General features: G+C 65.4%; 21 protein-coding genes. 11 read left to right on the top strand and 10 right to left on the bottom strand.

The window, feature by feature from the left end; genetic code table 11:
• Positions 1-5: 5 nt before the first annotated feature.
• The 4 genes from ACSQ1X_RS11790 to ACSQ1X_RS11775 form a co-directional block, all read right to left on the bottom strand.
• Entirely contained in the window at positions 6-794 is a 789-nt protein-coding gene (locus ACSQ1X_RS11790; RefSeq protein ID WP_436057803.1) for a polyphosphate polymerase domain-containing protein, read from the bottom strand.
• On the bottom strand, positions 791-1477 hold the full coding sequence (locus tag ACSQ1X_RS11785; protein ID WP_436057802.1) for a DUF4956 domain-containing protein: 687 nt from the start codon (positions 1475-1477) through the stop codon (positions 791-793). The genes ACSQ1X_RS11790 and ACSQ1X_RS11785 overlap by 4 nt, the downstream gene beginning before the upstream one ends.
• Positions 1478-1552: 75 nt before the next feature.
• Positions 1553-2647: a GtrA family protein gene (locus ACSQ1X_RS11780; RefSeq protein ID WP_436057801.1), complete on the bottom strand. Its 1095-nt coding sequence runs from the start codon at positions 2645-2647 to the stop codon at positions 1553-1555.
• 9 nt (positions 2648-2656) lie between these two features.
• Positions 2657-3643 (bottom strand): phosphodiester glycosidase family protein, encoded by a 987-nt coding sequence (locus ACSQ1X_RS11775; protein ID WP_436057800.1) that lies wholly within the window; start codon positions 3641-3643, stop codon positions 2657-2659.
• Between the two features lie 134 nt (positions 3644-3777).
• Between ACSQ1X_RS11775 and ACSQ1X_RS11770 the strand changes: the two genes are divergently transcribed.
• Positions 3778-4581, top strand: coding sequence for a thioesterase family protein (locus ACSQ1X_RS11770; protein ID WP_436057799.1), 804 nt, complete (start codon positions 3778-3780; stop codon positions 4579-4581).
• A gap of 29 nt (positions 4582-4610) precedes the next feature.
• On the opposite strand, the gene ACSQ1X_RS11765 is transcribed toward ACSQ1X_RS11770, so the two are convergent.
• On the bottom strand, positions 4611-5000 hold the full coding sequence (locus ACSQ1X_RS11765; protein ID WP_436057798.1) for a DUF2177 family protein: 390 nt from the start codon (positions 4998-5000) through the stop codon (positions 4611-4613).
• A gap of 16 nt (positions 5001-5016) precedes the next feature.
• Here ACSQ1X_RS11765 and ACSQ1X_RS11760 point away from each other — a divergent pair, with 16 nt between their 5' ends.
• A complete protein-coding gene (locus ACSQ1X_RS11760) occupies positions 5017-5769 on the top strand; it encodes a lipoate--protein ligase family protein (RefSeq protein WP_055803383.1) in 753 nt (250 codons plus the stop codon).
• On the opposite strand, the gene ACSQ1X_RS11755 is transcribed toward ACSQ1X_RS11760, so the two are convergent.
• On the bottom strand, positions 5766-6023 hold the full coding sequence (locus ACSQ1X_RS11755) for a mycoredoxin (protein WP_011692168.1): 258 nt from the start codon (positions 6021-6023) through the stop codon (positions 5766-5768). The two genes, ACSQ1X_RS11760 and ACSQ1X_RS11755, sit on opposite strands and share 4 nt — an antisense overlap.
• A 170-nt stretch (positions 6024-6193) precedes the next feature.
• Between ACSQ1X_RS11755 and ACSQ1X_RS11750 the strand changes: the two genes are divergently transcribed.
• Positions 6194-6940 carry an SOS response-associated peptidase gene (locus tag ACSQ1X_RS11750; RefSeq protein WP_436057797.1) on the top strand — a complete coding sequence of 249 codons (747 nt, stop codon included), beginning with the start codon at positions 6194-6196 and terminating at the stop codon, positions 6938-6940.
• 21 nt (positions 6941-6961) lie between these two features.
• On the opposite strand, the gene ACSQ1X_RS11745 is transcribed toward ACSQ1X_RS11750, so the two are convergent.
• Positions 6962-7384 (bottom strand): VOC family protein, encoded by a 423-nt coding sequence (locus ACSQ1X_RS11745; protein ID WP_436057796.1) that lies wholly within the window; start codon positions 7382-7384, stop codon positions 6962-6964.
• 14 nt (positions 7385-7398) lie between these two features.
• Between ACSQ1X_RS11745 and ACSQ1X_RS11740 the strand changes: the two genes are divergently transcribed.
• Complete coding sequence (locus ACSQ1X_RS11740) at positions 7399-7725, top strand: chorismate mutase (protein WP_055803374.1); 327 nt, start codon at positions 7399-7401, stop codon at positions 7723-7725.
• A gap of 40 nt (positions 7726-7765) precedes the next feature.
• Here the strand turns inward: ACSQ1X_RS11740 and ACSQ1X_RS11735 are convergent, their stop codons facing one another.
• On the bottom strand, positions 7766-8152 hold the full coding sequence (locus ACSQ1X_RS11735; protein ID WP_055803370.1) for a hypothetical protein: 387 nt from the start codon (positions 8150-8152) through the stop codon (positions 7766-7768).
• 740 nt (positions 8153-8892) lie between these two features.
• Between ACSQ1X_RS11735 and ACSQ1X_RS11730 the strand changes: the two genes are divergently transcribed.
• The 6 genes from ACSQ1X_RS11730 (at position 8893) to pdxS (ending at position 17190) form a co-directional block, all read left to right on the top strand.
• The gene (locus ACSQ1X_RS11730) at positions 8893-9219 is read left to right on the top strand and encodes a DUF6504 family protein (RefSeq protein WP_436057795.1); all 327 of its coding nucleotides are present in this window, start codon (positions 8893-8895) and stop codon (positions 9217-9219) included.
• Positions 9216-12716: a DNA polymerase III subunit alpha gene (locus tag ACSQ1X_RS11725; RefSeq protein WP_436057794.1), complete on the top strand. Its 3501-nt coding sequence runs from the start codon at positions 9216-9218 to the stop codon at positions 12714-12716. The genes ACSQ1X_RS11730 and ACSQ1X_RS11725 overlap by 4 nt, the downstream gene beginning before the upstream one ends.
• Before the next feature lie 143 nt (positions 12717-12859).
• Positions 12860-14869, top strand: a complete 2010-nt coding sequence (thrS, locus tag ACSQ1X_RS11720; protein ID WP_436057793.1) for a threonine--tRNA ligase — start codon at positions 12860-12862, stop codon at positions 14867-14869.
• 22 nt (positions 14870-14891) lie between these two features.
• Positions 14892-15482, top strand: coding sequence for an HIT family protein (locus tag ACSQ1X_RS11715; protein WP_055803721.1), 591 nt, complete (start codon positions 14892-14894; stop codon positions 15480-15482).
• Positions 15475-16098 (top strand): phosphatidylinositol phosphate synthase, encoded by a 624-nt coding sequence (gene pgsA / locus ACSQ1X_RS11710; RefSeq protein ID WP_055803353.1) that lies wholly within the window; start codon positions 15475-15477, stop codon positions 16096-16098. The genes ACSQ1X_RS11715 and pgsA overlap by 8 nt, the downstream gene beginning before the upstream one ends.
• Positions 16099-16263: 165 nt before the next feature.
• Entirely contained in the window at positions 16264-17190 is a 927-nt protein-coding gene (pdxS, locus tag ACSQ1X_RS11705) for a pyridoxal 5'-phosphate synthase lyase subunit PdxS (RefSeq protein WP_011692158.1), read from the top strand.
• A gap of 145 nt (positions 17191-17335) precedes the next feature.
• Here the strand turns inward: pdxS and ACSQ1X_RS11700 are convergent, their stop codons facing one another.
• On the bottom strand, positions 17336-19348 hold the full coding sequence (locus tag ACSQ1X_RS11700) for a M3 family metallopeptidase (RefSeq protein ID WP_436057792.1): 2013 nt from the start codon (positions 19346-19348) through the stop codon (positions 17336-17338).
• A gap of 72 nt (positions 19349-19420) precedes the next feature.
• Here ACSQ1X_RS11700 and ACSQ1X_RS11695 point away from each other — a divergent pair, with 72 nt between their 5' ends.
• Entirely contained in the window at positions 19421-20716 is a 1296-nt protein-coding gene (locus ACSQ1X_RS11695; RefSeq protein WP_436057791.1) for a CapA family protein, read from the top strand.
• Positions 20717-20887: 171 nt separating this feature from the next.
• Here ACSQ1X_RS11695 and ACSQ1X_RS11690 read toward each other — a convergent pair whose 3' ends face one another.
• Entirely contained in the window at positions 20888-21322 is a 435-nt protein-coding gene (locus ACSQ1X_RS11690) for a protein-tyrosine phosphatase family protein (protein WP_436057790.1), read from the bottom strand.
• Between the last annotated feature and the right edge of the window lie 26 nt (positions 21323-21348).

Raw genomic sequence — 21348 nt, 5'->3', positions numbered from 1 at the left:
AGGGTTCAGGCGGCGGGGCGGAGGGCCAGAGTCCGGCGTAGCGTGCGGTTCCAGCGGTTGGCCGGCAGCTCGGGGCAGAGGGCCGCCATTCCTGTGGCGAATTTGGAGATCCTGGAGGGCCGGACGCCGTGGGCCCAGAGGTGCCGGTCCAGCGGACCCGCCGTCGACCCGGACTTGGTCTCCAAAATCACGACGCCATCCAGGACCCAGGCCTGTTCCCCGGGCCGCTGCCAGGTGACGTCCGTGTCGATGGTTGCCCGGCTGCCGGAGTCCGGCAGGTACAGGGTGGTGCGGTGGTAGCGCGTTTCCAGCACCGGGCCCAGGGGGCTGTCCGGAACGTAGCCCACCGCGGCGGTGAGGGTCTCGCGGACGTAGTCCAGGCCCTCTGCCGTCAGCCGGGCGCGGTCGGTGAGTTCGTAGGGGATACGTTCCTTGACGGTGGCCTCGCGGGCGCCTTCCGTCTTGACTTCCAGGAAGCTGGTGGCGCTGTCCACATAGGTCCTGGTGCGGACCTTGTAGCGGCGTCGGCGGCCGTAGGCGGCCAGGAGGTAACTGTCCAGCCCGGCCGAGTCGAAATAGACGGAGTCGTACGCGAAGCAGCGGCAGCCGTCCATCTCAAGGACCCGGACATCGGCGTCGAATGCGGTCAGCAGCTCCTGTGCCTGTGCCTCGGGGACCACGTACTTCCGGTCCACGCGGGTCTGCAGTGCGGCCTCCGCGTTCAGCTGGTCCAGCCCGATAGACGGGAGCAGGCGGAGGGAGTCCAGGACGCCGGCCTGCGCCGGGGCGGTCATGCCGCACCGGCCGAGGCATGGACGGGAGCGGAAGCCGGAGCGGAGACGGGGTCGGACAGCGGCGGGACAGTTCCGGGAATGGCCTCCGGGTACGCTGCGGTGAAGGTTGCGGCCGGGAAGGTTGCAGCCGGAATGGTTGCAGGGACGTAGGCGTAGCGAACATCAACAACCGTCTTGTCGTTGACGAGGTCCAGCTCCTGCACGGTGGCCGAGTGGACCTTGCCGTGGACCACTTCTTCGAGCCGGGCGTAGAGTTCCTCGTCAACGGCGATGGCGCGGTCCAGGATCACTGTCTGGTGGCGGTACGCGGGCAGGACGCGGGAATGGTCTCCCACGAACATCACCAGCAGGATCATGGCCATCAGCGCCAGTGGCAGCCACACGGGGTCGATGCCGAGGCCGGCGATCAGGCCCAGGGCCAGTGCTGAGAAATAGTAGGCCACCTCGTGCTGCGCCAGTTCGGTGGAGCGAAGCCGGATGATGGACAGGACACCGAAGAGGCCGAGGCCCAGGCCCACGCCGGCGGCCGAGCCGGAGAGTGCGGCCGCAACTGCCATGACGCCGACGTTCATGCCGAGGTAGGACACCACCAGGTCGCGGCGCCGGTGCCGGCGGAGATACAGGGCGAAGGTCAGGATGCTGATGGCGGCCAGGTCGGCGGCGATGAGGACGAGGGGTGTCATGGGATTCTCCGGAATCTGATTGGTGGACTGGTTTTCACGATCCACGGCCAAACTGTGCAGGTGCTGTGACGGAACCTAGGCCGGAATATGAGTGTTTGCCGGGAGTTCATCTGCTGTTTCCGCCGCGGCTTTGCCGTTGACCTTCCCGGCATTCTTCCCGGCAAAGAGGAACCGCTGCTGCACCGCGTAGCTGGTGGCCAGCAGGGCGATTTCGGCAAGGATTTTGGCGGGAAGCATGGCCAGGGACAGCGCTTCAAAGGCGGCGATCAACCCGAAGTTGGCGGCCAGCAGCACCGCGACCAGGGCGAAGTAGCGGACGCCGGTCCGGGCGGCGGGCTTCTCGCGGCCGCGCCGGAACACCAACCGCCGGTTGACGGCGAAGTTGACGGCCGAACTTACGGCCCGGGCGCCAACCACCGCAAGGAGCAGGGAGTCGGTGGCCGCGGTGAGGAGGAGGAACATCAGGGTGTCCACCAGGAACGCAGTGAAGGAGGACGCCAGGAACTTCAGCAGCGGGGCATAGATCCGGGCGGAGTCCGCCACCGGCCTGAAGTGCGAACCCGCGTTGTGGTCCAGGTACACGGTCGCGATGTCGACGCTGTTGATCGCGTACCCGGCCTGTTTGGCTTCCAGCAGCAGGTTCAGCTCGTACTCGTAGCGCTCGCCGTGGACGGACCGGAGCCAGGGGAGCATGGAGGCGGGGTAGCCGCGGAGGCCCGTCTGGGTGTCGGAAATCCTTTGGCCGGTGGCGAGGGTGAACAGCAGCCGGGTGGCGTTGTTGCCGAACCTGCTGCGGGCCGGGACGTTGCCTGTGAAGCTTCGAGTGCCCAGGACCATGGCCGGTGAGCCGGGTTTCACCGCGGCAGCCACCTTGAGGATGTCCACGATGGTGTGCTGGCCGTCGCTGTCGGCGCAGACCACGTTGCGGCCCGGGAGGTGGTCGGCGATGAAACCGAAGCCGGTCTTAAGCGCGAAGCCCTTTCCCCGGTTGGTGGCGTAGCCGACGACGTGGCACCCGAGTGCCTTGACGCCGTCGAACACGTCCCGGTAAGCGGGACCGCTGCCGTCATCAACCACCACCACCGTGGCCCATGGTTCCGCGTCTCGGATGGAGCGGATCAGGTCGGGCAGCTGCCGGTCAGGCTCGTAAGCCGGGATCAGGATGATCACGTCGGCCTCCTACTGCGCGATGTAGAGGATGTCGGAGGTGCCGCGTTCTTTGTTCTCGCCCAGGGGGTTGTTGACCAGTTCCCCGTTGAAGTACATGGTGGAGGACCCGCCGCCGTCGATGTTGTACGCGGTGGTGGCGCCGAGGCCCTGCATGATTTCCGCCAGCCCGGTCATGGTCACGCCGGCGCTGTAGCCGGGGCTCCGGCCGTCCACCACGACGAAGACGAGGTGGTTTTCGTCGATGATGCCGACGGCGGTGCGGGGCTGTTCGCCCTGGATGGAGTGGTTGCCGAAGTTGGTGTCCACTTCCATGTCCTCGATGCCCGTGGCGACCTCGCCGTCGTTCAACAGGGACGGGCCGAAGGAGAGGGTGTTCCAGACCCCGTCGGCCAGCAGTTGCTCAGCGGTGGTGGCGGTCTCGTCGTAGACCTTGACGGTGCCGTCCCGGTAGAAGGCCAGGCCCTGCCGGGCGCCCTCGTCGCGGAACACCACGCCGTTGCGGATCACGATGCCGGTGTCGCGGAAGCCGTAGTAGTCGCCGTTGATGGCAAACACGGCGTTGTTGGCCTCGGCGATGGCGGACGTGGTGTCGGTGATGTTTTCGCCGAAGCTGTCGTTGGCGAACGCCGACTGGAGGGTGGTGGCGTCGTCCAGTACGACGTCGGCAACGTAGTACGTGACGGTGCTGTCGCCGCTGCCGGTGGTCACCGTGGAGATGTTGATGTTGGATCTGCCGGAAACATAGGACGTGTCGGTGGTGACCGCGGCGGTGGTGCCGCTGGATTCGGCGGTGGATTCGGTCGTGGTGTCGGCCGCGGTACTGCTCTGGCTTGCCTGGTAGGCGGAGACGTCCGAGATTTCCACGTGCTGGACTACAAAGCGGTCCAGCGCCCAGGCGGTGGCTCCGCCGGCGGAAAGGGTGAGGGCGACGGCCCCGGCGACGACGGCGCGCCGGATGCGGCCGCCTTTGCGTTTTTCGTTCGTGAGAGGAGTCATGCCTTTATTTCTAGGCTCCGGACTTATGCCGGCCATGAGGCCTTGTTATGAGGAAGCTGTGACAAAGGCAAGCTGTGAGCCGTCTAGCGATAGTGTGTTCTGGGATCATCACCAGCCATGCGAAAGGGTCGACGTTGACTGCAGCACTTCCGGAACTCGCCGAGGGGGAGTTCTACTACGAGTCATTGGGCGGCGGACAGTTCCGTTCCACGATCCACGCCCAGGGTGCCTGGAACGAGCATGAGCAGCACATGGCGCCCGCATCCGGGATCATGGCGGACTGCCTGGAGCGGCATGCCCCGCGGGACGACGTCAGGATGGCGCGCCTGAGCTACGAGATCCTGGGACTGATCCCCGGCGGCGAGTTTGAGGTCGTCACCACCACCCTCCGCCCGGGCCGCACCATCGAACTGCTGCAGGCCGAACTCGTGGCTGGGGGGCGCGTGGCCATCCGTCTCACCGCGTGGCGGATGATCACGTCCGACACTTCGGCGGTCGCCGCCGTCGAAGATGCCTGCATTCCCGGACCGGAAAAGTGCTCTCCGTACGACGCCGCGAGCGTCTGGCCGGGAGGCTACATCCGGTCCCTGGAAATGCGTGTTGCCGACGGACACCGCCCGGGCTCCGGGACAGTCTGGATCCGAACCGCGCACCCGCTGACGGACAAGGCCGACAGTGGCGACCTGGCGCGGCTCATGGGCCTGGTGGACACCGCCAACGGAATAGCGGCGCGGGTACCTCCGGGGAAGGACAGCTACGCCTTCCCCAACCTGGACTTGCAGATCCACATGTACCGGAAACCCGCCGGCGACTGGCTGGGCCTCGACAACGCCGTCTCCTTCGGAGCCGACGGCATCGGACTGACGTCCACGGTGCTCCACGACCTGGACGGGCCCTTCGGCCGGGCAGAGCAGATCCTGACGCTCCGCAAGACGTAGTCTTCCGCGGAACCTGGCTCCTGCGGCCGCTAGTTCCTGTGGAACACCAGCCAGCCGGCCAGGGTGGCAAGGGCAGTCAGCGCTGCGCCCCAGAGGATGTCCACGATGATCAGCTGCAGCGGCCAGGTCTTCAGCGTCGCGGCATTGGTGAGGTCGTAAGTGGCGTAGGCGAAGGCGCCCAGGGCGGCACCGTAGCCCACCGCGCTAAGCCAGCTGCCGCCGTCGAGCGCGGGTCGCAGGGCGAAGAACACAATGCCGGCAATGTAGATCACGTAGAAGACCACCGCGTACCCTAGATTGGGCCGGTCGGCCAGCAGTTCACCAATCTGTCCGCGGTAAAAGGGGTTCATCGTCTTGAGCCAGATGGCGTCAATGACGGCGAAGGCGGCGGCGACGACCAGGAATTGCAGAATGACCATAAGGGAGCTTAGCAAGATGCAGCATACGGCCGGCGCACCCGCCACGCTGACCATTGTCCGGCAGGAGCAGTCGCTGGGCGCGGCCCGTGACCTGGAATTCGGCATTGAGCTGCTGGGCATGGCCAAGACCGGGCGGATCGGCCCGACGCTCAGGCTGTACCGCCCGGCTCCGACGGTCGCCTTTGGCCAGCGCGACGCGCACCTTCCCGGCTTTGAGGCGGCAGCGCAGGCGTGCCGGGAGCTCGGATTTGAGCCGCTGGTCCGGAAGGCCGGCGGCCGGGCTGCGGCGTATCACGAGGGAACGCTGATCGTGGACCATGTGGAGCCCCATGCCGATGCCATCGCCGGCGCCAAGGGGCGCTTTGCCTTTTTCGGCGGGATGCTGGCCGACGCGCTGCGGAACGCCGGAGTCCAGGCCGCCGTCGGCGAAATCCCGGGGGAGTACTGCCCCGGGGAGTTCAGCGTCCACGGCCTGGACCCGGCAGATCCTCTGCACCGGGTCAAACTGATCGGCACCGCCCAGCGGGTGGTGTCGGGTGGCTGGCTGTTCAGCTCGGTGATCGTGGTGGAGAATTCCGCGCCGATCCGCAAGGTCCTCGAAGCCAGCTACGCGGCCCTCGGGCTTGACTGGGACCCGGCCACTGCCGGTGCCGTTGACGACCTCGTCCCCGGGCTGGACGTGGCCGCCATCGAAACTGCGGTCATCAACACCTATGCCGGGTATGCGCAGCTGGACTACGCGGATTTCGCCAGCCTGCGAGCGGGCTAGGCGGCGAGCCGGCTCTTCACTTCGGCTGCCGACGGGTTGGTGGCAGCGGTACCGTCCGGGAAGAGGACGGTGGGTACCGTGCGGTTGCCTCCGTTGAGCTGCTCCACGAGGTCGGCTGTCCCTTCGACTTCTTCGATGTTGATCTCGGTGTAGCCGATGCCCTGGGCGTCCAGCTGCTTCTTCAGACGGTTGCAGTAACCGCACCAGGTAGTCGAAAACATGGTGATGGTGCCGGATTCGGGAGTGAAATCCACAGAGTTCTCCTCAGTATCGTTAGTGCTCGTCGTTATCAAAGCAGCTGTCTTTCCACTCAACGGTAACCCGTCGGCCGGTATTCCCCGGGCGCCGGGGCACCGCACCCCTGTCCCTGCCCCCTCGGGTTACGCCGGGTGACACTGCATCGGGGCGGTGGCATGCTGGTGCCATGTGTGGACGCTATGTGATGGCCAGGGCTGTCGGGGACCTGCTGGCAGAGTTTGACGCCGAACTGGAAGAGGAACTGGTGGTTCCGCCGTCGTGGAATGTTGCTCCGACCGCCGATGTGCCCATCGTGCTGGCACGGCTGGTGGACGGCAGTCCGGTCCGGCAGCTCCATGTGGCCCGGTGGGGGCTCGTGCCGTCCTGGGCCAAGGACCCTTCCATCGGCTCGAAGATGATCAATGCGCGAAGCGAAAGCGTCCTCGAGAAGCCGGCCTTCCGCAAAGCGACCCGGTCCCGGCGCTGCGCGGTGCCGGCCGACGGCTATTACGAATGGAAGGGTGAAGGGCGCGGCAAGCAGCCCTACTATGTGCACCCGAAGGACGGCCGGCCCCTGGTGTTCGCAGGACTCTACGAATGGTGGAAGGACCCGTCCAAGCCCGAGGGCGACCCGCACCGGTGGATGCTGTCCACCTCAATCATGACTACGGACTCGCCGCCCGAGGGCTATGGCGGCGGAATGCTCGCCGAACTCACCGCACTGCACGACAGGGTGCCGCTGCCCATGAACCGCGAGACCATGCAGGCGTGGCTGGATCCGCAGGCGGATGACGCTGCCGGCCTGGTGGATCTGGTTCGTGCGGGTGCGCACGACGTCGCCGAAGGCTGGACCATTGATGCCGTGGGCACCGCCGTCGGGAATGTAAAAAATGACTCGCCCGAGCTCATCCAGCCGGTGGGCAGCCTGTTCTAGCCGGCCTCCGGACCGGTGACTCTAGACTGTGACGTTGCCGCCGGCGTCGACGGCCCACGTGGGATTGAAGGCGATTTCCCAGCGGAAGCCGTCGGGATCGGCGAAGTACCCCGTGTAGCCGCCCCATGGCTGGGTTTTCGGCGGCGCCACCACGGTGGCGCCGGCCCCCTCTGCTTCCGCCACGACCAGGTCAACGTCCGCCGCGCTCCCCACGTTGTGGCTCAGCGTGACGCAGGGGACCCCGGCGGGGCTGCCCACTGACGCCTCGGCCTGCATCTGGCCTGCGTCCCAGAGGGAAAGAATGAGGCCGTGGTTGGCCTGGATGAAGACCACCTCGCCGGGGACTTCCCGGTGGACCGGCCAGCCCAGGCCGTCCACGTAGAAGGCGCGGGAGGCCTCGACACTGCGGACGCCTAATGAAATGAAGTCGACTCGAGGCTGCATTCTTAGATACTGTCATGCACATGCCCACAAATCACGGACACGACAAAGACGCCCAGGCCGACAGGGAGCAGCTCGCAGCTGTCCGCGTGGCCGTCGATGAAGTTGATGAGCAGATTGTCACCCTGATTGCCCGCCGTGAACGTCTGATCCGGATTTCCGGAACGTTGAAGGGTGATGACGCCGAGGTCAGGGCTCCGGGCCGCGTGGAGAAAGTCATCGAACATGTCCGTGCCGCCGCCGAGAAAAAAGACATCGATCCGGACATTGTGGAGAAGACGTACCGTGCGATGATCACGGCTTTCACCGAGCTTGAGATGAAAGTGCACAACGCCAGCAGCTAGCGGTTCAAAGCGCAGCTAGCGGCTCAGAGCGATTCCTCCGTCAGAGCGATTCCTCCACGGGAACGTTCGCCTGGTATTCCCGGCCGTCGGCGTCGCTGAAGGCTGTCATCAGGTGACCCTTCTCCAGCCCCAGGACCGTGCTCATGGGAAAGTTGCCGGTAATGGTGCTGCCGGAATGCGAAACGCCGCTGAGGTCGAAATTCTCCTCGGTGCCGTCGTGGCTGAAGCAGTAGAAGGACACAGCTTCGCCGTTCATGAACTCGATCCCCATTCTTCGTTGATGGGAATGATCCGGTGTGGCTGCGACGAGGCCAACGACATAGGCGCCCGCCCCGGGGATATTGCCGTCTATATCAAAAGTCGCCACCAAGGTGGAATCCTTGGCGGCGATGGCTACGTGCTTCAGGAGTGCGTCATGGGAGCTCATGGCTCAATCCTGCCCCCCCTCGCCCGCGTCCGTCCACCCCTGATTCAGGTTTTGTCAGGGCTCCGGCGCAGACGTGAATCATTAGAAGATACATTCGAATGTTTGCGGCATCGGGGCGCTCGGATCACCGTACTTCCGCGGGGATCCGGCAGTTGTGCGGGTGGAGTGGAAAACCCGTGGTGATGACTATGCACCCGGGCTCCATGGCAAGGGTTCGGACGAGAACGCCGAAGCGCTCCTGCGTCGCATGGCGCACGGCGACGGGATGGAGCTTAGGGTTGCCGAACACCAGGGGTCGATCGTGAGCGCGGGCCGCCTGGAGTCGGCGCCGGGTGCCGACTTTGCGGGAATCTGGGGCGGGCAACGCGGTAAGAGTGGCGCGGCCAAGGGATATACCGTGCAGTCACCGCGGCCCGCGCTCAGTCCGCAGTGAAGCTGGGCAAGAAACTCATCCACAGTGATTCGACCGGATACTCGCGGCCGATCCTGGAGCGCTACGGGTTTCTCCGGGTGTCAACAACCACCCCGTACTGCTGGCGGCGCTGAAGCCCGGCTGTCCCGCACAGCTCCTGGCTCCGTCTCCGGGAAGGGCTGTATAGGTTTTGTCCCGGCTCCGGCGTAGACTTGATTATTCGAAGATATATTCGAAAGAATTGTTTCGAACGAATCATTTCAGATTTCCCCTGCGCCGTTGCGCCCACGCGTGGCGGTCAGGGGGAGTGCACTTCCGGGAGGCGCCGATGGGCTTGTTCAGCGAGGGTGTCGACGTCGTCTGCACGCCCGCCGGCCAGCCCTCGGCGCTCACCTGGGCCGGTCGTCAATACACGGTTTGCGCAGAGCCCGTGCGCTGGTTTGAGCGCAGGCAGTGGTGGGCCGAAGAAACCCGCGCACCACTGGGAACCGGCCCGGGACTGGTGGACCACGAGATCTGGCGCGTCCAGGTCCGTCCCGCTGATGAGGAGGCGGCGCCGGATGAAGCCCTCACCCTCGACCTGACCAGGAACATCGGCAGCGGCCGGTGGCGGCTGCTGAAGATCCACGATGCCCTGAGGCCGCGATCAGCATGAGCTTCACCCATCTTCACGTTTCCACCGCCTTCAGCGCCCACTATGGGGTGTCCTGGCCGGATGAGCTTGCCCAGGCGGCCGCCGCGGACGGCGCCACCGCGCTTGCCTGCACTGACAGGAACGGCCTGTACGGCACTGTCAAACACCTCAAAGCCTGCATGGCGGCGGGACTGGATCCCGTCGTCGGGGTTGACCTTGCGGTCTATGACGACGACGGCGACCTCCGCACCCAGCTCGCGGGCCGCGTCGTTGTACTTGCCCACGGACACAACAAAGGTGCCGGCTACCGGGCCCTCTGCCGCCTGATTTCAGATGCCCATGCCCGTACGTCAGGCAAGGCCGGGGGAGTGGTGCCCGTTGCGGTGACCCGCGCCGAAATCGCTTCCCGGGCGCTGCACCCGGAAACACTGGAACCGGTGCTGACTGTGCTGGTGGGGCCGGATTCAGACGTTGGCAGGGCAATGAGCGGCCGCCGGTACCTTCGCCCCCGCACGTTGTTCAAACAATGGCTGGACAGCATGCCGAAGGGAACCGTGGCAGCAGAAGTGGTGTCCCACCTCAGCGCTCCCGGGGAGCCGCTGAGCACTGCCCATGCCGTGCGCATGCTCAAGCTTGCTGCCGAGCACGGGGTTCCGGCCGTCCTGACCAACGCCGTGCGGTATTGCGCGGAAGACGGGGCTGCAACGGCGGATGTGCTGGATTCTGCCCGCACCTTGAAATCCCTGACCGAACTGACTGAGGAGCCGTTGCTTCAGCCCAACGGCCGGGGGTGGCTGAAGACCTCCGCCCAAATGCTCGAACTCGGCAAGGAGGTCATCCATGCCGCGGGCTACGGCGCCACCGACCTCACCAGATTGCTCGGCCAAACCGAGGCGCTCGCGGACCGCTGCCGGATGGACCCGGTCGCGGACATGGGGTGGAAGCAGCCGGTGGTTCCCGAAGCTTCGGTCATCGGCATTGATGGCGATCCGCTGGTTGAGCTGACCAGGCGCTGCGAGGCCGGCATCAGCCGGCGGTTCCCGGGGATATCAGGGCGGGCCGAAGCGGAAATGCGGGCACGGCTGGAGCACGAACTGAGGATCATCGCCAACCTTGGCTTCGCTTCCTACTTCCTCACAGTGGCCGAGGTGTCCCGGATGATCCTGGACATGGGGGTCAGGGCCGCGGCGAGGGGCTCCGGGGCCTCCAGCCTGGTGAACTACCTGATCGATGTCAGCCAGGTGAACCCGCTGCAGCACGACCTCATTTTCGAGCGGTTCCTTTCCCGCGACAGGGCAACGCTTCCGGACATCGACATCGACGTCGAAAGTGCCGAGCGGCACAACGTGTACCGCCGGATCTTTGACCGCTTCGGGGCGGAACGCGTCACGCTCATGAGCATGCAGAACGGCTACCGCGCTCGCGGTGCCGTCCGGGACGCCGGCCACGCACTGGGCATGGACGACGGCGACATCGGCGAGATCGCCAAGCAGCTGTGGCGGTTCTCGGCAAGGAACTTCCGTGAGGCCCTGGTGGAAAAACCCGAACTGAAGGAATTCGCAGGAAGGGTGGAGCAACGCGAATTCGCGGAAAACCAGCAACTCGACCTGCTCGTTGACCTGACAGAGAGGCTCGACCGCCTGCCACGGCACATCTCCATGCACCCCTGCGGCGTAATCCTTGGCGACGCCACGCTGCTGGACCGGACCCCCGTCCAGCCCAGCGGCCTTGGCCTGCCCATGAGCCAGTTCGATAAACACGACATGGATCCGATGGGGATGCTCAAACTGGATGTCCTCGGCGTCCGAATGCAGAGCGCCATGGCCTTTGCCGTCCGTGAGGTCATCCGGCTGCACCCCTCAAAGGCAGAGGTGGTGGCTGCCGGTGCACATCCTCCCGGACCGGACGGCACGGGGCCGGACTTCATCTCGGCAGACGGGCACATCGACCTCAACGCCGTACCGCTCGATGACGAACCAACCTACGAGCTGATCCGGAGCACGCATACCCTTGGCTGTTTCCAGATCGAATCTCCCGGCCAGCGGGAACTCATCGGCAAAATGGCACCGCGGGAATTCAACGACCTCATTATCGACATATCGCTGTTCCGCCCGGGGCCCATGAAATCGGACATGGTCCGGCCCTTCCTCGAACACCGGCACGGATTCGCGCCGGAAGTCTATCCGCATCCGGACCTCGAACCTGTGCTCCAGGAAACCCACGGCGTGACGGTCTTCCACGAACAGATCCTGAAGACGTTCGACGTCATGACCACGTGCGGCCTGGCCCGGGCGGATGAATTCCGGCGTGCCCTGGGGAATGAACTCCTTGAACCCAAAGTGGAGGAATTTTTCCGCAAGGAAGCCCGGGCACGGGGTTACACCCCGGAGGTCGTGGACAAGGTCTGGGGAACACTCAAGGCCTTTGGCAGCTTTGGATTCTGCAAGGCACACGGAGCAGCCTTCGCCGTGCCCACCTATCAGTCGGCCTGGCTGAAGGCCCACCACCCGGAAGCTTTCCTCGCCGGGCTATGGGAACACGATCCCGGCATGTATCCCAAGAGGCTCCTGGTGGCCGAAGCTCGGCGGCTGGGGATCCCCATCCTGCCCCTGGACATCAACAGGAGCCAGGCAGAGTACCGGGTGGAGCGGGTCGGATCCGGGCCCGACCGCGGGAAGCTGGGCATCCGGCTCAGCCTGAACGGCATCTACGGGCTTTCCGGGGCCGAACTCAAAAGGATCGTTGCCGGCCAGCCCTACGACTCGCTGGCAGACCTGAGGGCCCGCTCCAGGCTGAGCAAGCCCAGCATCAAGCGGCTTGCCCAGCTCGGAGCATTCGACGCGCTGCACCGGGAATCCGGCGGAGCCGCCAACCGGGCAGACCTCGTCCAGCACCTCCAGACCCTCCAGAACCGCCCCGGTAAGAAAGGCATTGAGGTGATCGAGGGCCAGCTGTCCCTGCCCCTGGGTGATGTTGAACTCAAGAACCTGAAGGCCGAACTTCCAGCTCCGAGCATGATCGAAAACGTGCGGGCAGAACTTGACCTGATGGCGGTGGATGTCAGCGAACACCTGATGGCCAGCCACCGGCCCCTGCTCGACCGGCTGGGCGTCACCACCGCGGACAAGCTCCTGGGGCTCCGGAACGGCACCGAAGTGCTGGTGGCCGGGGTCCGGATTGCCACGCAGACACCGCCGATGCGCGGCGGGCGGCGGGTGGTGTTCATCAGCATCGACGACGGAACCGGCTGTGTGGACTCCGTATTCTTCCATGAGGCCCAGGAACTGGCAGGACCGTTGCTGTTCGGCACCCGCCTGCTCCTGATCCGTGGCAACACCCGCAGGACCGGCCCCCGCGGGATCAGCATCAGCGCCACCATGGCCTGGGACCTCAGCCGCACCGAGACCCTGCCGTACCCGGAAAAGCAATCCACCGACACCTGGGAACCTGACCTCCAACTACGGGGGCCGTTGGACGGAATCAGCCGCAGCCTGGCCATCACGGGCCTTGGCAGCTGAACCTCAACTCCGGATGGGTCAGGTGCGCTGGCCGGCCGCGCCGCTTTGGTCGGCCTCTCTCCCAACCGATAGCATGGACGAGGCTGGCTGTGGTCCCCGTACGCCACAAGCTACGAAGCCTTAACTTTGAATAGGAGACACCCGTGTCAGATGCCCAGCAGATCACCCTCATCGTCGACGGCGAAGAGACCAAGGTGACTACCGGGACCACCGGCGCGGAACTCTTTTTTGAGCGCCGCGACGTCGTTGTTGCCCGAGTAAACGGCGAACTGAAGGACCTCGACCAGCCGCTCCCCGAGGGCGCGGACATCGAAGGGGTCACCATCGATTCCCCGGACGGCCTTAACGTCCTCCGGCACTCGACTGCCCACGTGATGGCCCAGGCCGTGCAGCAGCTTCGCCCCGACGCCAAGCTCGGTATCGGTCCCTACATCACTGACGGCTTCTACTTCGACTTCGACGTCGCCGAGCCGTTCACCCCGGAAGACCTGAAGACCCTGGAAAAGATGATGCTCAAGATCATCAACCAGAACCAGAAGTTCGTCCGCCGCGTCGTCTCCGAGGACGAAGCCCGCGAGGCCATGAAGGACGAGCCCTACAAGCTGGAACTGCTGGGCAAGAAAAACAACGCCGCAGACGCCGGCGAAGGCGTGAATGTTGAGGTCGGCGCCGGCGATATCACCATCTACGACAACGTGGACCGCAAGAGCGGGGACAGCGTCTGGTGCGACCTGTGCCGCGGGCCCCACCTGCCCAACACCAAGCTCATCTCCAACGCCTTCGCCCTGACCCGGTCCTCGGCCGCCTACTGGCTGGGCAACCAGAACAACCAGCAGCTGCAGCGCATCTACGGCACCGCCTGGCCCACCAAGGACGCACTCAAGGCCTACCAGGAGCGCATCGCCGAGGCCGAACGCCGCGACCACCGCAAGCTCGGTGCCGAGCTGGACCTGTTCTCCTTCCCGGACGAGCTGGGCTCCGGCCTGCCGGTGTTCCACCCCAAGGGTGGCATCATCCGCAAGGCCATGGAGGACTACTCCCGCCAGCGGCACGTTGATGCAGGGTACGAGTTCGTCTACACCCCGCACATCACCAAGGGGCACCTATACGAAGTCTCGGGCCACCTGGACTGGTACAAGGAGGGCATGTTCCCGGCGATGCACATCGACGCGGAACTGAATGAGGACGGCACCGTGCGCAAGCCCGGCCAGGACTACTACCTGAAGCCGATGAACTGCCCGATGCACAACCTGATCTTCCGCTCCCGCGGACGTTCCTACCGCGAACTTCCCCTGCGGCTGTTCGAATTCGGTTCGGTGTACCGCTACGAAAAGTCGGGCGTGGTGCACGGCCTGACCCGTGTGCGCGGCATGACTCAGGACGACGCCCACATCTACTGCACACGCGAGCAGATGAAGGATGAGCTCACCACCACGCTGAACTTCGTACTGGGCCTGCTCAAGGACTACGGCCTGGACGACTTCTACCTGGAGCTCTCCACCAAGAACGAAGACAAGTTCGTGGGCGACGACGTCACCTGGGAGGAAGCCACCCGCACCCTCGCCGAAGTTGCTGAAGCCTCGGGTCTTGAGCTCATTCCGGATCCGGGCGGAGCCGCGTTCTACGGCCCGAAGATCTCCGTCCAGGCGAAGGACGCCCTCGGCCGCACCTGGCAAATGTCCACCATCCAGCTGGACTTCAACCTGCCCGAGCGCTTCGAACTCGAATTCCAGGCCGCCGACGGCACCCGCCAGCGCCCGGTGATGATCCACCGTGCCCTGTTCGGCTCCGTGGAACGGTTCATGGGTGTGCTGACTGAGCACTATGCCGGCGCCTTCCCGGCATGGCTGGCGCCCGTGCAGGTGGTGGGCGTCCCCGTGGCAGAGGCCTTCAACGACTACATGTTCGACGTCGTGGGCCAGCTCAAGGCCGCCGGTATCCGTGCGGAGGTGGACATCTCCTCCGACCGGTTCCCGAAGAAGATCCGCACCGCCAGCAAGGACAAGATTCCGTTCGTCCTGATTGCCGGCGGCGAGGACGCCGAGGCCGGGGCAGTCTCCTTCCGGTTCCGCGACGGCAGCCAGGACAACGGCGTGCCGGTGGCCGAAGCCGTCCAGAGGATTGTCGACGCCGTCCGCAACCGGACCAGCTAGCGGAAGCGGAATGGCAGGCGACGTGCAGGAGAACACAGGCGCTGGCGGAGGACATCCGGGCGACGGCGACGTGACCGATGAATTCGGTCTGGCCGGAGTTCCGGACGCTTTCCAGCGCCTGTGGACCCCGCACCGCATGGCCTACATCAAGGGCGGGCAGCACCAGTTCAAGAACGAGGATGACTGCCCGTTCTGCGTGGCCCCTGCCCGCAGCGACGAAGACTCCCTGATTGTCTACCGCGGGCGCACCGCATACGTGGTCCTGAACCTTTTTCCCTACAACCCGGGCCACCTGCTGATCTGCCCTTACCGGCACGTTCCCGATTACACGGACCTGACCGTGGAGGAAACCGCGGAATTCGCAGCGCTGACCCAGACCTCCATGCGGGTCCTGCGCAAGGTGTCCAACCCCGGGGGCTTCAACCTCGGGATGAACCAGGGCGTGGTGGGCGGGGCCGGGATCGCCGGCCACCTGCACCAGCACGTCGTTCCGCGCTGGGGCGGGGACGGCAACTTTTTCCCCATCATCGCCCAGACAAAAGCAATCACGCAGACGCTCGGCGAAGTCCGCCAGCAGGTCGCCGAGGCCTGGCCGGAGGACGAGCATGCTTAACCGGCATGCCCGCGGGTTTTTCACCGCACTGTTCTCCCCGCTGGCCCGCTGGCTCCTGAAGATCGGTGTTTCGCCGGATGCCATCACCATCGTGGGAACGGCAGGCGTGGTGGTGGGCGCACTGGTGTTCTACCCGCTGGGTCAGCTGTGGTGGGGGACGCTCTTCATTACGGCCTTCATTTTCTCCGACGTCCTTGACGGCATCATGGCACGCATGCAGGAGCGGGGCGGGCGCTGGGGCAACTTCCTGGATTCCACCCTGGACCGGGTAGCTGACGGCGCCCTGTTTGCCGGACTTGCCATCTGGTACTTCACGGGAGGCGCGGACCGCGCGATCGCCATCGCCGCCGTCGTGTGCCTGGTGCTTGGCATGGTGGTCTCCTATGCGCGGGCCAAGGCCGAGGCTCTCGGCTTCCACGCAAACGTGGGCATTGCCGAGCGCGCAGAGCGGCTGGTTTCTGTTCTGGTGGTCACCGGATTCACCGGGCTCGGGCTCCCCAGTGTGGTCCTGCTGGTGACGCTGACCCTCCTGGCTGCCGCCAGCCTGGTGACCGTCGTCCAGCGGATCGCCACCGTGCACCGGCAGTCGCTGGAAGAGACGGGACTGCCGGGGTAACCCGAATTCAGCAGCGTCGCAGCGTGGGACTAGTATTAGCTGTACCTGGTCATTGGATCCGGTAATCCGGTGTGCGCGCGGCGTGGGCTTCCCGTCCGTGCTGCCGCCTGCGCCGGGACCGAGAGACCGGATCTACGTAACATCTAGCTACCCATAGGGGTTTTTGTGTCTACACCTGATGTAAGCAGCGAAGCCGGCTCGTCCGCCAACAGCGTCACGGGCAGCAACCGCGTCAAGCGCGGCATGGCCGAGATGCTCAAGGGCGGCGTCATCATGGACGTCGTCAACGTCGAACAGGCCCGCATCGCCGAAGACGCCGGTGCCGTGGCCGTGATGGCGCTGGAACGCGTTCCGGCAGATATCCGCGCCCAAGGCGGCGTGTCCCGCATGTCCGATCCGGACATGATCGACAAGATCATCGAAGCCGTGTCCGTGCCGGTCATGGCCAAGGCCCGGATCGGCCACTTCGTCGAAGCCCAGGTCCTGCAGTCCCTCGGCGTGGACTACATCGACGAGTCCGAGGTCCTGACCCCGGCCGACTACGTCAACCACATCGACAAGTGGAACTTCAAGGTTCCCTTCGTCTGTGGCGCCACCAACCTCGGTGAGGCCCTGCGCCGCATCAACGAGGGCGCGGCCATGATCCGGTCCAAGGGCGAGGCCGGCACCGGCGACGTCTCCAACGCCACCGGCCACATGCGCCAGATCCGTTCCGAAATCGCCAAGCTCGCGGCCCTGCCCGAGGACGAGCTTTACGTCGCGGCCAAGGAACTGCAGGCCCCGTACGAACTGGTCAAGGAAGTCGCCGCCGCCGGCAAGCTCCCCGTTGTGCTCTTCACCGCGGGCGGCATCGCCACCCCGGCCGACGCCGCGATGATGATGCAGCTCGGCGCTGACGGCGTGTTCGTCGGCTCCGGCATCTTCAAGTCCGGCAACCCGGCCCAGCGTGCCGCCGCCGTCGTGAAGGCCACCACCTTCTTCGATGACCCCGACGTCATCGCCAAGGCCTCCCGCGGCCTGGGCGAAGCCATGGTGGGCATCAACGTGGACGAGATCCCGCAGCCGCACCGCCTCGCCGAGCGCGGCTGGTAACAGCTTCACAAGCAGTACGACGCCGGGCGGTCACCTTGTTGGTGACCGCCCGGCGTCGTTTGTTAACCCAACTGACTCGCACTTAACGTCCCGAAACGCGCTTTTCACGACGTTAAGTGCGAGTCAGTTGGGGAGGGGAGGGGAATTACTCAAGCCCGCGACGCTTCAGCAGCGGCTCCAGCCTCGCGTCGCGGCCGCGGAAGGAGCGGAACGAGTCCAGCGGTTCGCGGCTGTTGCCGCGGGAGAGGAGTTCGTTGCGGAAGAAGTCGCCGTTGGTCCGGCTGAGTCCGCCGTTTTCCTTGAACCACTCCACAGTGTCCGCATCCAGGACTTCGCTCCAGATGTAGGAGTAATAGCCTGCGGCGTAGCCGTCGCCGGCGAAGATGTGTTGGAAATAGCCGGTCCGGTACCGCGGCGGAATCAGGTTGTGGGCCACCCCCGCCGCCGCGAGAGCCTTGGCTTCGAACGCCAGGACATCCGCCGGGACCCCGGAGTCGTCCAGCACATGCCAGGCGAGGTCCAGGAGCGCCGCGCCCAGGTACTCCGTGGTGCCGAACCCTTCGCCCCATAGCTGTGATTCGTTGAGCTTGTCCACGATGTCCTGGGCAAGGGGCTCGCCGGTCACGTGATGGCGGGCATAATTGGCCAGCACCTCAGGCCACATGATCCACATTTCGTTGACCTGCGAGGGGTATTCCACAAAATCGCGTGGAACGGCGGTACCGGAGAACCGGGGGAAGGTCACGTTGGAAAACAGTCCATGCAGGGCATGGCCGAATTCGTGGAACGCGGTCCGGAGTTCGTCCAGGGTCAGGAGCGTGGGCTCGCCCGCCGGAGGCTTGGAAATGTTCAGGTTGTTGATCACCACCGGCTTCGTACCCAGCAGTGCGGACTGATCCACCAGCGAGTTCATCCAGGCACCGCCGCGTTTGGACTCGCGTGCATAGTAGTCGCCCAGGAACAGGCCCAGTTCGGAGCCGTCCTCGTTGCGGACCTCCCAGACCCGGACGTCGGGGTGGTAGCCCTTGAGGTCGGGCAGTTCGTGGAAGGTGACACCGTAGAGGGACGTCGCGGCGAAGAAGACACCGTCGCGAAGGACCCGGTCCAGTTCGAAGTACGGACGTAGGGCCTGCTCGTCCACGCTGTAACGTTCCCGCCGCACTTTCGCGGAATAGTATGCCCAGTCCCAGGCCTCGAGAGGATGGCCTGCAACCTCTGCAAGGGCGGCCGCCTCGGCGTCGGCATTCCGTACCGCGGCGGGCGCCAGACGGTTCATCATGTGCTGTACAGCTGCGAAATCGGGGGCCGTCTGCCGGTCCACGGTGAGCTCGGCATAGTTGGTGAACCCCAGTAGCCGCGCCTTCTCGGCGCGGAGGGCAACCATGGCCTTCACCAGATCCAGGACGTCGAGGCTGCCGCCGCTGCTTCCGCGGCTGATCGACGCCTGGTAGAGGCGGCGCCGGACGTCGCGGTTTTCCAGGGATGCCATGGCCGGCTGATTGCTTGGCTGGATGAGCGTGAGCAGGTATTTCCCGTCGTGCCCGGCCTCGCGTGCTGCCTCGGCGGCGCTGGCGACGTCGTCGGCCGGCAGCCCGGCCAGCTCTGCGGCATCGTCGAGCAGCAGGGCCGAAGTCTTCATGGCTTCCTTGACGCGCTGCCCGAATTCGGTGCCCAGCCGGGACAGCTCCGCGTTCACCGCCCTGAGCCGGTCCTGGCCGGAATCATCGAGCTGGATGCCGGACTGGCGGAACTCCTTGAGGTACTCCTGCACGAGCCTGGCTGACTCGTCATCGAGCCCGGCAGTGTCCACGGCGGCGAACCGGTCGAAGAGCCGCCGGTTCATGTAAACGGCATCCTGATGGGCGGAAAACTCCGGGGACAGCTCGGTCTCAAGGGCGCGGATGCCGTCCGAGGCATCCGCCGAGACCAGGGTGAAAAACGAAGCGGCGGCGCGCTGGAGGAGCTGCCCGGAGCGTTCCATCGCCAGGACAGTGTTTTCGAAGGCGGCAGGTTCGGTGTTGTCCACAATGGCCTGAATTTCAGCCAGGTGTTCCGCCAGGCCGGACCGGACCGCTTCGGAATAGTCGGCCTCGTCGATCTCGGCAAACGGGGGGAGCCCGAACGGCAAAGGACTGGGAGTCAGGAGGGGGTTGGTCATGAAGCAACACTTTCATGTAACCGGACGGTTCTCAATGGTGATTTGACGGGTTGCCGGGCTGGCCGCCGTAGGATGGCGCCTATGGGGGAACTCGCGAGGATGGTACCGAAAATCCACCGGGGACGGGGAGCCACGGCGTTCGCCGCGGCCGTCCTGCTGTTCAGCCTTACGTCGTGCGGCGTCATCGCCGAACAGGGCACCGGCCAGCGCCCAGCCGGCGCAGCACGCACGACGACGGCCGTGGCACCGCCGTCGTTAACTGTCCCGGAGGTGCCGGCCCCCTCTGCGGAACCCACACCGGAACCCACGCCGGGCAAAGGCCCGGCCTGCGCTGCGGTCCGGTGCACGTCGGTCCTGGTGACCGGGGACATGCTGGTGCACGCCCAGCTGTGGGACCAGGCACGCGCCGACGCCGCTGCCCTCGGAAAGCCGGGCCTGGACTTCAGCCCGCTGCTCGAGGGCCAGCGGGCGTACATCGGGGAAAGCGACCTCGCCATCTGCCATCAAGAAACTCCGGTCGCGGACCCAGACGGTCCCTTCTCGGCCTATCCGTCCTTCAACGTGCCGCCGCAGATCGCGGCGGCAGCCAAGGACGTTGGCTACGAGGCCTGCACCACCGCCAGTAACCACACCATCGACCAGGGAACCGGCGGCCTCGTTCGTACACTGGACGCCCTGGACGCAGCGGGTCTGAAGCACACCGGGTCCTACCGGACCGAGGCGGAATCGCAGGGGATCCTGCTCCTGCAGACGGAAGCTGCCAATATTGCGGTGATCGAAGCCACGTATGGCCTAAACGGGCAATATCCCGAGTACGCCTGGCAGGTGGACATGCTGGACGTCGGGGACATGGTCGCCAAGGCAAAGAAGGCGAGGGCGCTGGGTGCGGACATCGTGCTCGGAGCCATGCACGCCGGTGACGAGTATGCCGGCGTCCCCAATGCCCAGCAGCAGGACACGGCCCATGCCCTGGTGGACAGCGGCGAGTTCAGCATGATTTACGGCCACCACACGCACTCGGTCTTGCCCGTTGAGAACTACAAAGGGACGTGGATTGTTTACGGGCTGGGCAATGGCGTCACGGAACTGTCCCCGTGGTACCAGGTAAACAATGAGGGCCTGCTGGTACGGGCCCAGTTCAGCCAGGACCCGGCCGGGAAATGGTCGGCCTCGGATCTTGCCTGGGTGCCATCTGTCATAGTCCGCGATCCGTATCGGTGGTGTTCCGTGGCGGCCGACGCGCCGCAGGGGCCGTGTGCAGGGGCGGAGGCCGATGCAGCGACGCGCCTGCGCACGAGGACCGTCGTGGAATCCATGGGCGCAGCCGCTGCGGGTGCCCGGGAACTGATCCTTTCCAACAAACCGTGAAGGCAGCCGCAGCAGGATTGGTTAGCCGTGGCACGGGCCAACATTGTGCCGCCCACCGGCCGGGACGATAGTAGCCCCTATGGCTGTCAAAACCGTTGCGGGCTGCAGGCCCGGCAGTCCGCCAACCTCAAGCGGCTGTCCGAAGGCGGGCAGCGTCTCACGTGATCCGTCTCACGTGATCCGGCGGGCAGCATGCCTGACGTACCAGTGCTGCCAGGGGGTCTCCACCGCCGGCCCGTAGTGCTGCCGGACGTAGGACACAGCCTGTCCCGGTGCGACGCCGTCGATGATGGCGATGCAGGCAAGGGCCGTGCCGGTCCTGCCGTGGCCGCCCTGGCAGGCAATTTCGACGCGCTCCGATTCTGCCCGCACCCATGCTTCCCCCAGGGCATCCATGGCGTCGTCTTCGTTGAGGGGTAACCAGAAGTCCGGCCAGCGCACCCACCGTTGTTCCCACGGGGTCGGGGCCGGGCGCCTGCCAAGGAGGTAGACCGCGAAGTCGGGGTCGGGACCCGGTGGAACTGGCCGGCGAAGTGGCCGGCCTCGGATTCGCCGGCCAGAGGGAAAACTGACGACGCCGTCCTCACCTGGATCCCATGTGCTCATGGATTGACTCTGGCATCGGATTGCCG

The sequence above is a fragment of the Arthrobacter sp. LjRoot78 genome (assembly GCF_964254335.1).
Classification (GTDB): Bacteria; Actinomycetota; Actinomycetes; order Actinomycetales; family Micrococcaceae; genus Arthrobacter.
This window is presented reverse-complemented; position numbering and strand designations above follow the sequence as displayed.